Origin of the sequence: Actinomadura sp. KC345, assembly GCF_004348515.1 — a bacterium.
In the GTDB taxonomy this organism is placed as follows: Bacteria; Actinomycetota; Actinomycetes; order Streptosporangiales; family Streptosporangiaceae; genus Spirillospora.
Map to the genome: position 1 here is coordinate 1 of NZ_SMKH01000246.1, position 12268 is coordinate 12268.

General features: G+C 69.3%; 13 protein-coding genes. 3 read left to right on the forward strand and 10 right to left on the reverse strand.

The genetic code is table 11. From position 1 onward, the window contains the following. Positions 1 to 226 (forward strand): helix-turn-helix transcriptional regulator (locus tag E1281_RS30135; RefSeq protein WP_131883111.1); only part of this gene is annotated, 226 nt, incomplete at its 5' end. A 265-nt stretch (positions 227 to 491) separates the two neighbouring features. Here E1281_RS30135 and E1281_RS30140 read toward each other — a convergent pair. The 4 genes from E1281_RS30140 to tnpA all read right to left on the reverse strand — a co-directional run bounded on the left by E1281_RS30140 (position 492) and on the right by tnpA (position 3550). Further along, a complete protein-coding gene (locus E1281_RS30140) occupies positions 492 to 698 on the reverse strand; it encodes a hypothetical protein (protein WP_131883112.1) in 207 nt (68 codons plus the stop codon). A gap of 682 nt (positions 699 to 1380) precedes the next feature. Then, complete coding sequence (locus E1281_RS30145; RefSeq protein ID WP_131883113.1) at positions 1381 to 2079, reverse strand: alpha/beta hydrolase; 699 nt, start codon at positions 2077 to 2079, stop codon at positions 1381 to 1383. A 272-nt stretch (positions 2080 to 2351) separates the two neighbouring features. Then, entirely contained in the window at positions 2352 to 3005 is a 654-nt protein-coding gene (locus E1281_RS42215; protein WP_243717574.1) for a nucleoside triphosphate pyrophosphohydrolase, read from the reverse strand. A 128-nt stretch (positions 3006 to 3133) separates the two neighbouring features. Further along, positions 3134 to 3550, reverse strand: coding sequence for an IS200/IS605 family transposase (gene tnpA, locus E1281_RS30160; protein ID WP_131883114.1), 417 nt, complete (start codon positions 3548 to 3550; stop codon positions 3134 to 3136). Between the two features lie 22 nt (positions 3551 to 3572). On the opposite strand from tnpA, the gene E1281_RS30165 reads away from it, so the two are divergent. Beyond that, on the forward strand, positions 3573 to 4688 hold the full coding sequence (locus tag E1281_RS30165) for an RNA-guided endonuclease TnpB family protein (protein WP_131883115.1): 1116 nt from the start codon (positions 3573 to 3575) through the stop codon (positions 4686 to 4688). A gap of 310 nt (positions 4689 to 4998) precedes the next feature. Here the strand turns inward: E1281_RS30165 and E1281_RS30170 are convergent, their stop codons facing one another. The 4 genes from E1281_RS30170 to E1281_RS30185 all read right to left on the reverse strand — a co-directional run bounded on the left by E1281_RS30170 (position 4999) and on the right by E1281_RS30185 (position 9529). Next, positions 4999 to 5901 carry a hypothetical protein gene (locus E1281_RS30170; RefSeq protein WP_131883116.1) on the reverse strand — a complete coding sequence of 301 codons (903 nt, stop codon included), beginning with the start codon at positions 5899 to 5901 and terminating at the stop codon, positions 4999 to 5001. Positions 5902 to 6127: 226 nt separating this feature from the next. Further along, complete coding sequence (locus E1281_RS30175) at positions 6128 to 7411, reverse strand: citrate synthase (protein WP_131883117.1); 1284 nt, start codon at positions 7409 to 7411, stop codon at positions 6128 to 6130. Positions 7412 to 7612: 201 nt separating this feature from the next. Beyond that, positions 7613 to 8494 (reverse strand): serine/threonine-protein kinase, encoded by an 882-nt coding sequence (locus E1281_RS30180; RefSeq protein WP_165959171.1) that lies wholly within the window; start codon positions 8492 to 8494, stop codon positions 7613 to 7615. Positions 8495 to 8590: 96 nt separating this feature from the next. After that, entirely contained in the window at positions 8591 to 9529 is a 939-nt protein-coding gene (locus E1281_RS30185) for an aldo/keto reductase (protein WP_131883119.1), read from the reverse strand. A 174-nt stretch (positions 9530 to 9703) separates the two neighbouring features. Between E1281_RS30185 and E1281_RS30190 the strand changes: the two genes are divergently transcribed. Continuing rightward, on the forward strand, positions 9704 to 10489 hold the full coding sequence (locus E1281_RS30190) for a hypothetical protein (RefSeq protein ID WP_131883120.1): 786 nt from the start codon (positions 9704 to 9706) through the stop codon (positions 10487 to 10489). A gap of 62 nt (positions 10490 to 10551) precedes the next feature. Here E1281_RS30190 and E1281_RS30195 read toward each other — a convergent pair whose 3' ends face one another. Continuing rightward, positions 10552 to 11007 (reverse strand): pyridoxamine 5'-phosphate oxidase family protein, encoded by a 456-nt coding sequence (locus E1281_RS30195; protein ID WP_131883121.1) that lies wholly within the window; start codon positions 11005 to 11007, stop codon positions 10552 to 10554. 379 nt (positions 11008 to 11386) lie between these two features. Next, positions 11387 to 12073 carry a hypothetical protein gene (locus E1281_RS30200; protein WP_131883122.1) on the reverse strand — a complete coding sequence of 229 codons (687 nt, stop codon included), beginning with the start codon at positions 12071 to 12073 and terminating at the stop codon, positions 11387 to 11389. Between the last annotated feature and the right edge of the window lie 195 nt (positions 12074 to 12268).

Genomic DNA, 12268 nt, shown 5'->3' on the forward strand with positions numbered 1-12268 from the left:
CGCCCAGCCCCCGCCGCCCGGCCTGGACGGCGTGACCGACCGCGAACGCGAGGTCCTCACCCTCATCGCCCGCGGCCTGTCCAACGCCGAACTCGCCGAACACCTGCACCTGAGCCCCGCGACGGTGAAGACCCACATCGGCCACCTGCTCGCCAAACTCCACGCCCGCGACCGCGCCCAGCTCGTCATCGCCGCCTACGAAACCGGCCTGGTCCGCCCTCGCTGACGTCCATCCTCCGCCGAGGCGGCCCCCCGCGCCGGAGACGGCCTCGGCCGACGCGCCACAGCCCGCCCGCGGCGCCCCTGGCCGGGGCAGGTTGCCCTGGTCGGAGCCGCGAGTCTCGGCGGCCGCTTCCCAGGGCGCGGCAGGATCATAGGAGGGAGGGCGCGCGGCCCGGCCGCACCCTGGACGTTCCCGGCTTCTGTCAGCAGGGGTAGATGAGGGCGGGCGCGCGCTGCCTGCCCTCGCCCACCGCACCGCCGGCGCGGAGTCAGAGGAGGGCGGGCGCGAGGCGTTCGAACCGGTCGGCGGACGATTCCAGGTCCGGGCTCAGCACCGAGACGCTCACGTGGTCGGCTCCCGCGTCCAGGTGGTTCTGGATCCTTGTGCGGATGGCCGATTCGTCGCCCCAGACGAAGCAGGCGTCGATGACCTCGTCGGAACCGCCGCCGGCCAGGGCGGCGTCCTCGTACCCCAAGCTCTTGAGCGAGCGGATTCACCCGCGTCCTCGAAGTCCTGCTCCGCCGTGCTCAGGCCGCCGAGGCGGTACGTCCTGACGTGACCGTCCAGGAGGTCCGGACGCTCCTGGTCGGCTGCATGCTCATGGAGCGCCTCCGCCGTCCATCGGGGCGCCCCGGCCGCATGACCGCCCTGGCCTGTGACGCCCTGCGACCTGTAACGAAACACGACGAAACTGGAGTTCGTAACGAAACTCGCTGCGAGGTCTGCGCGACGTCCCTCGTCCCAGCCACCACCGGCCGTCCAGCTCGGTTCTGCAGCGCGTCCTGCCGCCAGAAGGCCCACCGCCGCCGCACGAAACCCACCTGAATGCGCCTTGCGGAAGGCGCGGGAGTGCGCTTCGCGGTCTCTCTCCTGCTTGGGGGCAGAGCGGCGCCGCACCGGGCTTGCGGCCCGTCCTCACCTGACGGCGCGCTGGCTTCAGCCGACACGGCACCGGCGACGGTCCATCGCGGGCATCCGTTCTCTGACGAGAGCCATCGAGCGCCGCCTGCGACGGTACGGCTGATCCAAGACCGCCGGGACGCGCGGCGTGGAACCGGTCCGCACGGAGACGCTCGGCACGACCGGCTACTGCGTCGCCGTGGTCGAAGCGGTCGCGTCCTCGGAGTCGTGACCGCCGCGTCTCTGTCGTGCCGGAGCTAGAGGGAAGCCGTGCGGATCCGGTGGGCCTCCAGGCGTGCTGCGAGTTCCTTGGGCCGGCTGAGGGCGACCAGGTGCCCGCCCGGCATGTCGTCGACCGGGATGCCGAGGCGTTCGCGGACCACCCTGCGCTGGAACTCGAGCGGGAAGAAGCGGTCATGTCGTCCCTGCAGAAAGACCGTCGGGGTGCTCGGCCACGCGTCGAGCGGCCACGGCTCCGCGAACGGGGTCGCCGACTGGGGCGGCTCTGGCCGGGAGAACGCCTCAGCCGTGACATCCGGTGGGACGTCATGGAAGAAGGCTTCCTTGGGGTCGAAATCCACCGAGACGGTTCTTCCCTCGCGGGCCGCCTGGTCCGCCATGGCCTGTGCCTGGCCGGTGTTCTCCCACCAGGCGCCGCCCGACTCGCCGGGGATCGGGACCATGGCGTTGAGCATGACGAGCAGGTCCACCGGTACGCGTTCGCAGACGAGCGGGGCGGTGAAGCCTCCCATGGACTGCGCCACCAGGATGACGCCCGTCCGGCCGCCGATCGCCTCCACGACCGTGTCGGCATACCTGCGGAGGCCGGCCGAGTCGTCGCCGGCCGGAAGGTCGACGGCCACGGCGTCGTGGCCCTGACCTTGCAGTTCCGGGACGAGGCGGTGCCAGTACCAGGCCTGGCCGCCGGCTCCGGGAATGAGTACATAGGTGGCCATGCTCACCGTCCTGTGCGGTCATGGGGGTCGATCTTCGGCGGCTTCCGCCGTTCAGTACTCCTAGATTAGGAGTTGCTCGTATCATCGTGGCCACCGGTGCCGCGACGTTCAGGAACCTCATGTTCGGCGGCCGTCCGTTGCCGGAGGCTCTGGAGTCGGGAACGCTCGTCTGGAAGGCGACGGCGATCTCGTCGCCCGCTTCCTGCGCTGCTTTCCTCGCCCCTCGATCACCTCCTGACCGCTCCGCTCCGCAGTTCAGTCCGGCAGGCGGTTCAGTCCGGCAGGCGGAGGACGAGGTGGCTCGAGAAGCCGCCACGCTCGGCGGCCTTGGCGGAACGCTGCTCCTCCAGTTCACGCGGCGTGATTCCGTGGGATGCCGCGAGGGCGTGGACGACCTCCAGCAGATCGGACAGCTCCGCGGGATCTCCGCCCGCGGCATACTCCCCGGCCTCCTCGTAGAGCTTCGCGCGCAGCAACGCGCCGTGCTCCTCCGGACCCGCGACGCGGGTCTCCGGCTCCCGTCCGGTGGCTCGGACGATCTCGGGTATCCGATCCCGGACGAGCTTCTCGGTGCGTCCGCCGTCCTCCTTGACCGTGTGCACCGCCGCACCGTTCCGCCGGTCGAGGGACTGGATCCACTTCACCGCGACCGCCGCCGTCTGGACCAGTTCCGTCCGCAGACGGCCCGGATCGGATTCGGCGAGGGCCTCGAAGAACTCCTCCGCCAGGATGTGCCGCCACGTCAGCCGCCCCTGTGACCAGGCGGTGGCGCATTCCCGCTTCGCCCCCTCCGCGCGCTCGGCGAACTCCGGACCGCTCCCGTCAGGGAACTCCTGCTGTCCCCACATCCGGTCCTGGGCCTCACGTTCGGCCGCGACGTCCGCCAGCACCTTCGCCAGCGCCCCGGGCGCTCGATCGCTCTCCATGCCGCCCGACGCTACCGGCTTTCGCCGGCAGGGCTCCGCCCTTAAGGGCGGGGGTGAGGCCGGCCTTCCCGCGGAGCGGGACAGGGATAGCCGGATCGCCCCCGGGGGCGATCCGGCGTCCGCCGGTCTCAGGCCCGCCGGTTCTGCTGCTCGATGTACTGCCGCAGGACGCTGATCGGGGCGCCGCCGACCGTCCCGGCGAAGTAGGAGGCCGACCACAGCTTGTTCGCCCGCCAGTAGTGGCGGGCCAGTTCCGGGAACTCCTGGCGCATCCGCCGGGAGGAGACCCCCTTGAGGCTGTTGACCAGCTTGGACAGCGCGACCTTGGGCGGGAAGTTGACCAGCAGGTGCACATGGTCGCCCTCGCCGTTGAATTCGGCCAGCTCGACCTCGAAGTCGCCGCACACTGCCCGCATGATCTCCTCCAGCCGCTCCAGGTGCGGTCCTGTGAAGACCCCATGCCGGAGCTTGGTCACGAAGACCAAATGCGCATGCAGCATGAAAACACAATGCCTGCCTGTCCTGATATCCCCATACTCGACCATAGACCAATGCTAGGTTTCCCGGGTGCAGCTCCGATACCAGTTCCGGCTCTACCCGACCCGCGGCCAGCAGCAGAACCTGGCGCGGGCGTTCGGGTGCTCGCGCGTGGTCTACAACGACGCATTGCGGGCGCGACAGGACGCCCGCGAACAAGGGCTGCCGTTCCCCAAAGCCGCCGAACTGTCGGCGGCCATGACCGAGGCGAAGAAGACGCCCGAGCGCGCGTGGCTGGCGGAGGTGTCGGCGGTGGTGCTGCAGCAGTCGCTGCGGGACCTGGAGGCCGCCTACCGCAACTTCTTCGACGGCCTGGCCGGCAAACGCCCCCGCATGGGAGCGCCCCGGTTCAAGTCCCGCAAGGACGCCCGGCAGTCGATCCGGTTCACCGCCAACGCCCGCTGGCAGATCACCGAAGGCGGGCCACTTGCGTTGCCGAAGGTCGGCGAGGTGAAGGTGAAGTGGTCACGGCGGCTGCCCTCGGCGCCCTCCACCGTGACCGTGATCAAGGACGCCGCCGGGCGCTTCTTCGCGTCGTTCGTCGTGGAGACCGGCCAGGCGCAAGACCCGCCCGGTACGACGGCCGAGGTCGGAATCGACCTGGGGCTGGAGCACTTCGCCGTCACCTCCGACGGCCGCAAGATCACCTCCCCGCGGTTCCTGCGCCGCGCCGAGAAAAAGCTCCGCAAGGCCCCAAAGGCGCTGTCGCGCAAGCAGAAGGGTTCGAACAACCGCGGCAAGGCCCGCCTGAGCCTCGCTCGCGCCCACGCCAGGGTCGGCGACGCGCGCCGCGAGTTCCACCACCAGCTGTCCACGACGCTCGTCCGCGACAACCAAGCGGTCTATGTCGAGGACCTGTGCGTGAAGGGACTGGCGCGCACCCGGTTTGCCGCATCGGTGCACGACGCGGGCTGGTCGGCGTTCGTGAGCATGCTGGAGTACAAGACCGCCCGGTACGGGCGGACGTTCGCGCGGGTCGACCGGGCGTTCCCGTCCTCGCAGATCTGCTCGCACTGCGGACACCGCGACGGCCCCAAACCCCTGCACGTCCGCGAATGGGCATGCGGGCGGTGCGGGACCGGGCACGACCGGGACGTCAACGCCGCACGCAACATCCTGGACGAAGGGCGCCGCATCACCACGTGATGCCCTACCGGTCGCCGCCGGACGGAAACCCCGGGCGCCCGGGGAGGCGGAGACCTTAAACGCCTGATGGAGGGCAGATAAGACCCCGGCTCGTCCCTGGGCACAGCCCGTAGAAGCAGGAAGCCACGGAAGTGACCGCACCTGCAACGGCGCGGCACAGGCCGAATCCCCGGCCTTCTGGCCGGGGAGCGCGTCAATGCGGTGGCGCATCCCCCTGCCCGTCCGCACGTCGGGAGTCCCGAGCGGCGCGTGCCGCCGCGTCGACGTGGAGGCCGTCCGCCGCCGGGCCGCCGGCTCACGCGCTCTCCGGTCAGGCGGGTGCGGCGTGGTCGGGTTCGCAGCTGAGCAGTTCGTGCAGGATGGGCGGGAGGTCGTCCCAGAGCCACTCGTTGAGCGTGCCCGGGAACCCGGCCGGCGGCCGGATGCCCAGGCGGTGGGGAGTGACCTGGGTCAGGCGCACCGGTACGGGGCCGTCGTCCCACATCGGGTCGCGGTGTCCCCAGTATGCGGCGAAGTCGATGCCCGTCAGCATGAGTTCGGCGGGCAGGGTGTGCTCGCCCGGGTGCCTGCCCAGCGGGAGCAGGCGCTGCGCGGTCGTACGGAGGACGTTGAGCGCGGCCAGGTCGTGCGGGCAGGCGACGTCGGCGATCTCCACTTCGGGCAGGCCGAAGCGGCTCAGTCCGCGGGTGGTGAGCCGGACGCACGCGCAGCCGTCGATGGAGTCCTCCTCGGCAGGACAGCGGCCGGAATCCCGGAAGGGCGGCAGGGACGCACCGATCCAGTTGTCGGCGAGGACGAACTCCTCGAAGCGTCCGAAGGGGACGACGGGCAGGACCTCGTTCAGAGCCAGGTCCACGGGCACGCCGCACAGCGATTCGGCGATCGCCCTGGCGGCGGCGCGCGCGAGATGCGGCCCCGAGGGGAGGTCGCCCACCGGCAGGACGGTCGTGACACCGATGTGCCGTGTGGCCTGCCGGGCCCTCTCCACGTCGTCACCGTCGGCGCCCGTCACCTCGCTCAGGTCCCACGGCGAGTCCGCGGCGGGATGGCAGGCCGTGATCAGGCGCGGCGTGCCCAGGCACATCGACACCGCGGCCGCGAACGAGGCGGGAAGCCGTTGCCGGACCGCCGACGCGAGGTCGCCGGGGTCCTTGTCGGCGGCGATGACGAAGCCGGTGGTCGTCTCCTCGGGAACCGTGATCGTGACGGGCATGGCGGCCTCCTCGGGCCCTGGGGGTTCGTGGTGTCCAGCTTCGAGGAGGCGGTCAGGCGACAGGAACAGAATGGAATTCTGTGGATAACGGGTCGAGGAATGCGGCGAATGTCTTTTCTGGTCAGATCAACGCTCATAGCGGGCGGGCACGGAGACCCGCCCGCTATTGGGCATATGGCGATAAAGCGCCGCCTCCCAGAAAGGGATGCGCGAGGTGCGGCCGCTGTCAGCGGGCGGACGGCTCCACAAAGCGGCGCTCGGCCGGTCCCACGTACACCTGGCGAGGACGGCCGATCTTGGTGGACGGGTCGTTCAGCATCTCCCGCCACTGGGCGATCCACCCGGGCAGGCGTCCGAGCGCGAACAGGACGGTGAACATGTTCGTCGGGAAGCCCATCGCCTTGTAGATGACCCCGGTGTAGAAGTCCACGTTCGGGTAGAGCTTCCGCTCGACGAAGTAGTCGTCGCTCAGTGCGACCTCTTCCAGGCGCATGGCCAGGTCGAGCAGCGGGTCGGACTTGCCCAGCGCGTCGAGGACCTTGCCCGTGGCCTTCTTCACGACCGCGGCGCGCGGGTCGTAGTTGCGGTAGACGCGGTGCCCGAAGCCCATCAGCTTGACACCGGGCTCCTTGTTCTTGACGCGCCGGACGAACGCGTCGATGTCGTCGCCGTCCTCGTGGATCCCTTCCAGCATCTCCAGGACGGCCTGGTTGGCGCCACCGTGCAGCGGGCCGAACAGAGCGTCGACACCCGCCGCCACGGACGAGAAGAGGTTCGCCTGGCTGGACCCCACGAGACGCACGGTCGAGGTGGAACAGTTCTGCTCATGGTCGGCGTGCAGGATGAACAGCATGTCCAGCACGCGCATGATCTCGGGGTCGATCTCGTACGGCTGCGTGGGAAGGCCGAACGTCATCCGGAGGAAGTTCTCCACGTACCCGAGCGAATTGTCGGGGTAGAGGAGCGGCTGACCGGTGGAGCTCTTGTACGCGTACGCCGCGAGGGTCGGCAGTTTAGCGATGAGCCGGATACTGGACTGGTTGACCTGGTCGGGATCGAAGGGGTCGAGGCTGTCCTGGTAGAACGTCGACAGTGCGCTGACGGCCGAAGACAGCACCGCCATGGGATGCGCCTGGCGAGGGAAGGCGGAGAAGAACGCGCGGAACTTCTCGTCCAGCAGCGTGTGGTTGCGGACGCTGTCGGTGAAGTCGGCCAGCTGGTCGGGCGTGGGCAACTCGCCATGGATCAGCAAGTAGGCGACCTCGAGGAAGGACGATTTTTCCGCGAGCTCCTCGATGGGATAACCGCGGTAGCGGAGGATGCCCGCCTCACCGTCGATGTAGGTGATCGCCGATGTGGTGGACGCCGTGTTGGTGAAACCGGGATCGAGCGTTACGTGACCCGTCTCCTTGAGGAGGCTCTCCACGCCCAGGCCGGAGGGGCCCTCCGTCGACTCCGTCACTTCAAGGGGCATCCGGCCGCCCGCGTGGCTGAGCTCGAAATCCGACATATACGCTCACTCCCAACTGCGTCCACACCTGCGTAGACGTTCCGCTCTTCCCGTGCATCATCGTATCCACGTGATCACATGCGCCCATCCGGCGCCCCTCGCCGTCACGCGCGGACGTCTCGCCGTCAGCGCCGCCCGAACCACCGGCACCCCGTGGACCTGGCAGCCGGCTGGACGCGGTGTGCTCCCCGGGCGGCCGTCCTAGGGAGGCGCTTCGCGCAGGGTGGGCAGCTCGGCTGTGATCTCGACCAGCGTCTGTTCCTGGACGCCGATCAGTTGCTCGACGTCGATGGGCGGCCATTCCTCGCCGTAGTGGGCGTCCAGCAGGGTCGACAGGGCGATGAGGACCTGCTCCGGCGTAGGACGTTCGCCAGGGTCCTTGACCAGGCAGCGTGCCACCAGCCCGAGCATCGGGGCGGGCAGCAGGGAGAGGTCGGGTTCGCCGTGGACGATGCGCCCGCGCACCTTGTGGTCGGTTCCGAAGGGCGCCGAACCGGTCGCCGCGTACACAAGGGTCGAGCCCAGGGAGAACAGGTCGCTCTCCGGGTGGACGGGATCACCGAGGGCTTGTTCCGGCGACATGTAGGCGGGCGTTCCCAGGATCTCCGTACGGGACAAGGGGAGCGCGTCCAGCGGCCGCGCGATTCCGAAATCGATGACTCTCGGTCCATCGGAGGCGAGCAGGACGTTCGACGGTTTCAAGTCCCTGTGAACGATCCCGGCCCGGTGGATCGCGATCAGAGCCTCGGCCAGCCCGGCTCCCAGCCGGCACGCGGCTTGCTCCCGCAGCGGTCCCTTCTCCTGGACGACCTTGGAGAGACTCACACCGCGGATGTACTGCGTCGCCAGCCATGGCTGGTCCGCGTCCGGATCGGCGTCCACGACGGGAGCGGTGTAGAAGCCGCTGACCGACTGCGCGGAGGTCACCTCACGGCGGAACCTCGTCCTCCACTTGGGATCGTCGAGAAGCTCCGGGCGGATGACCTTGACGGCGACCAGCCGTCTGCTCTGCGACGCCCCGAGGAACACCTCGCCCATGCCGCCTGAACCGAGCCGGGCGACCACGCGGTACGGGCCGATCATCTGTGGAAGGTCTGACTGCATGGGCACGGGGGTCCGATCATGGGGGGGGCGCGCTCAATCGTCCCATGATCCGGGCGTTCCGTCCGACCCGCGCCCTCACGTCCAGGGGAGTGCGCTCCGGTCGGCCCAGTAGCTCTCGGGAGGAACGCTCAGACCGGACAGCGACTCCAGTTCGGCCTCATCAAGGTCGACCTCCGTCGCGGCCAGGTTGGCCACCAGTTGCGTCGCACTGACCGCACCCAGGAGGACGATGGTCGCCCACGGCCGGCTCAACGCCGCCGCAAGGGCCAGCGCATCTGGACGGATCCTTCTCTCGGACGCGACGGTGCGAGCGCCCGTGGGCGGTTGGACGGCGAGCCGCCCGTTGGCCAGCACTTCCTTGACCAGTACGCGCAGCCCCGCATCGTGCGCTTCCCGCAAGGCCTCTTCGGCGGAGGTCTCGAGAATGTTCCACGTCGACTGGACGGTGCTGAACAGCCGCTGCCCGGAGACTTCCAGCTCCATGGCACGGCGAATCGTCTCGGGCTGTCTCGGGCCGGACGTGGAGAAGCCCACCTGGACGCCATCCGCGGCCGACTCTGCGAGGGCCTCCTGTAGCCCCACGTCGTGGAACAGCGGGCTGTCCTCGGTCAGCGAATGCACCTGGTAGACGGACAGATGCCCGTTGAGCAGGCTGCGCGTCTCCTCATGCTGGGCTCGGTAACGCTCGAGGTCATGCTGCTTGACCTCGTGCACGGGCGCATCGGTCTTCCAATCACCGACGTAGGCGTATCCCCACTTGCTCGATACCGTCACACCGTCCGGTGCACGTGCCGAGAGCCAGCCACCGAGGAATTCCTCCGCCCTGCCGTAGGACCGCGCGGTGTCCACCCAGCGGATTCCCGCCGCGTACGCGACGTCGAGGACATTCCAGGTCGCCTCGCGCATCGCCTCCACGCTCCGGTCAGGCGGCAGTTCGTCCGCGCTGCCCACGTTGATGTACGCCGGCCGCCCCAATGCGGCGAGGCCGAGCCCCAGCCGCTGTATCGCGCTCATCTCCTCAGCCTGGCACGTCCTCGCCCCGCGCTCGACCCGTGAAACCCGATTGTCGCGAATCGCCCGATTAAGATCCCCGACTTATCCACAGAATCAGGTTCTGCTATTCCCGGCGCCCCCCGTCCGCGAGGCTGTGTCACGTCAACGTCCCAACGCGGCAAGAAAGGCGCGGCAATGCCTGTTCAGATCACTCGTGGCCATTATGGCGCCCACCGGTTCGCCGGGCATCTCGGGCTCACCCGGTGGCAGATGCGCCTCGGCCTGGAGCACGGGATCCTCCCCGGACCGGACCTCGACGGAGAACGGTGGTCGGCGAAACTCGCCGAGGAGGTCAAGGGGCACGGCGAACGGGTCATCGCCAGATTCGGCGACGATCCCCCGGTCGGCTCCGCCAGGGCCGCCGCCAGGCTGGCCGCGCGGGTGGGGCTGGACGTCGAACGCCGGGACGCCGAGGTGCTGGTGGCCCAGGGAGACCTCACCGTCATCAGCAGCTTCCGCGGGCATCCGGTCTACCTCCTGGGCGACCTGGACCGGCTCGACACAGGCTGCGTGCGGTCGGTCGTCTCCGCGCGTAAGGGCCCGCTGATCGACACCGTCGACTCCGGGGGTGCGGCGACCATCCTCAACTGGCCGCGCCGGACGTTCGACCGGATCGCCGGCGAGCGCGGACTCACCACGGACCGCCTCGGCCGATACGCGCTCGCCGACGTCCACGCCCTCAGAGCGGACGAGACCCTGGTGCGCCAGATCGCCGACGAGCAACGCGAGATGGCCGTCGCCAGAACACGACGCGCCGAAGCGAAGGTCGAAGACGCCATACGCGGCTGGCTGCGCCGCTGCGGCGCCTACGTGGATCGCGACGCGGACCTCCCGCCCGACATCGCCCCTCTGAGCCGAGCGATCCGCGCCTTAACCTCCGTGAGAACCGAGATGACCGACCACGAAAAGGGCCCGTCCTAGTACTTCCGCCGCAGCTCGTGGTCTTGCTGGAGGGGGGAGAGGGCATCAGGCAGGGGCGGCCGCTATTCAAGCCATGTCCCGTCACGCATGATGACTCTGCCGCGTAGTTCCGGCTCGCCGCGCCAAGCGCGCACACTCGTCGGCACCACACGCACATAAAGAAAGGAACCCTCCTCCGCACGCGGATCCCAACCGAACTTGGCGGCGAAGGCCTCCGCCGCTTCTCCGGGCACATCCTGGTCCGGGAAGCACTCTGCCTCACCCTGGAGAAGCACCACGTCGAAGGTATCCGGTAGCGCCAGGCGCACTCGCGGATCTTCGCGGACGTTCCGCGCCGTCGCGGAAGTGTCGCCGGTGCACATCCACACCGCTCGCCCGTCCCATAAGAACCACAGCGGCACCTGGTGCGGGCCGTGAGCAGGATGTGCGGTCGACACCCATACATCCCGCTCGGTACCGAGCCGTTCCAGGGTCTCGCGCCTACGCTCCGCCACCTGACGGCGACCCGTGGTCTGCATGAGTGCTGAGCTTAGCCATCAGACTCGAAGCGCCCCTGAGGCGAGGGATCTACTCCCGACGGCCGAGGCCCCTCCAGCCTCCGGCTCGAAGGTGTTCAGTTGTTGGCTCTGTCGCATATCCGGTGGCGACGCTCTGGTTCGCGGTATCACGGTCGGTCGTAGAAGATCAACGATCTTGTGAAGCCGGAGTTCTCCGGGCTGTCTCCGCTGCTCATCGCGGACGTGGCGGACCAGGATGAGCTGCCCTGGGTGCGACGGCCCGGCGGAGGCGTGGAGAAGGCGAGCACACCGTCGGTGTCCCGGTGCCGCGAGATTCGCTTGCGTGCCGAGCGGGCTGTCTCGGCGGTGGCGTGGGCGCCGGCTCTGGGTTTGGGAGGTTCTACGGGCGGCGGTGGGTGGAGCGGCGTTTGGAGGCGGGCCGTTGGACTTGTGTTTGGCGGGCCAGGGATGCGAGGAGGCGGTCGCGGGCCTCGGTGCGGGACATCGTGGGGAGACGTTCGGGTAGGGGAGCCGCCACGTTCGGAGGGGCGTCGACCAGCCCCTCGGCGTCGATGGCGGCCCGGTCGCCGGTCCAAGGGCCGAGCAGTATCACGAAGACGCTACCGGGGTGGTTGTCGAGGAGGGCTTTGATTCTGTCGGTCTCGCCTTCTGGGTCGGCCACCAGAAGGAGACGCCGGGCCTGGGTCACCCCGGTGCTTTGGCGGATGGCGAGTTCGGTTTCGAGATATGCCAGGGCGGCATCGAGATTGCCCGGGATGAAGAGGGCGGCGATGTCGTCGTCGAGGAGTTCGTCCTCGGCGAGGCCGAACAGCGAGATGGTGTCGGGGCGGGGGATGACCACGAGTGAATTCTCGCTGTGTTCGTCGAGAGCCGTGAGGGCCAGTATCCGCGCGGTGGCGGCAGCGCCCGAGCCGGTCAGGCCGATGGCTGGAGCGGCGAACGGATCGAGCGCGGGGCCGCTGCCGAGACGAGGCCGCGGGGGACCGGCGGCTCCGCCGGTGGAGAACGGGGAGACCCCCGCAACGGCGTACAGGCGGTGCCGGAACGGGTAGCAGATCGCCGCCACGGCAGGGAGGAGGATGCCGAGGAGCAGAACCGGCTGCAATGAGGGCGGCCGTGAGTCGAGGTCGTCCGCCTGGCCGCTTGTGGTGGTCGGCTGGGGCGACGTTGTGCGCGTGGGCGGTTCGGTAGTGCGCGTGGGCGGTTCGGTGGCGCGTGTGGGGGTGGCCTTCGGGGACGAGGCGCGCGATGGCCTCTTCTC

What these genes read in the sequence shown, in the direction of transcription:
- E1281_RS30145 (WP_131883113.1), bottom strand. Translation starts at nt 2,079, where the DNA reads ATGGCCACCTATGTACTCATTCCCGGAGCCGGCGGCCAGGCCTGGTAC.
- E1281_RS42215 (WP_243717574.1), bottom strand. Translation starts at nt 3,005, where the DNA reads ATGGAGAGCGATCGAGCGCCCGGGGCGCTGGCGAAGGTGCTGGCGGAC.
- tnpA (WP_131883114.1), bottom strand. Translation starts at nt 3,550, where the DNA reads ATGGTCGAGTATGGGGATATCAGGACAGGCAGGCATTGTGTTTTCATG.
- E1281_RS30170 (WP_131883116.1), bottom strand. Translation starts at nt 5,901, where the DNA reads ATGCCCGTCACGATCACGGTTCCCGAGGAGACGACCACCGGCTTCGTC.
- E1281_RS30175 (WP_131883117.1), bottom strand. Translation starts at nt 7,411, where the DNA reads ATGTCGGATTTCGAGCTCAGCCACGCGGGCGGCCGGATGCCCCTTGAA.
- E1281_RS30180 (WP_165959171.1), bottom strand. Translation starts at nt 8,494, where the DNA reads ATGATCGGCCCGTACCGCGTGGTCGCCCGGCTCGGTTCAGGCGGCATG.
- E1281_RS30185 (WP_131883119.1), bottom strand. Translation starts at nt 9,529, where the DNA reads ATGAGCGCGATACAGCGGCTGGGGCTCGGCCTCGCCGCATTGGGGCGG.
- E1281_RS30190 (WP_131883120.1), top strand. Translation starts at nt 9,704, where the DNA reads ATGCCTGTTCAGATCACTCGTGGCCATTATGGCGCCCACCGGTTCGCC.
- E1281_RS30195 (WP_131883121.1), bottom strand. Translation starts at nt 11,007, where the DNA reads ATGCAGACCACGGGTCGCCGTCAGGTGGCGGAGCGTAGGCGCGAGACC.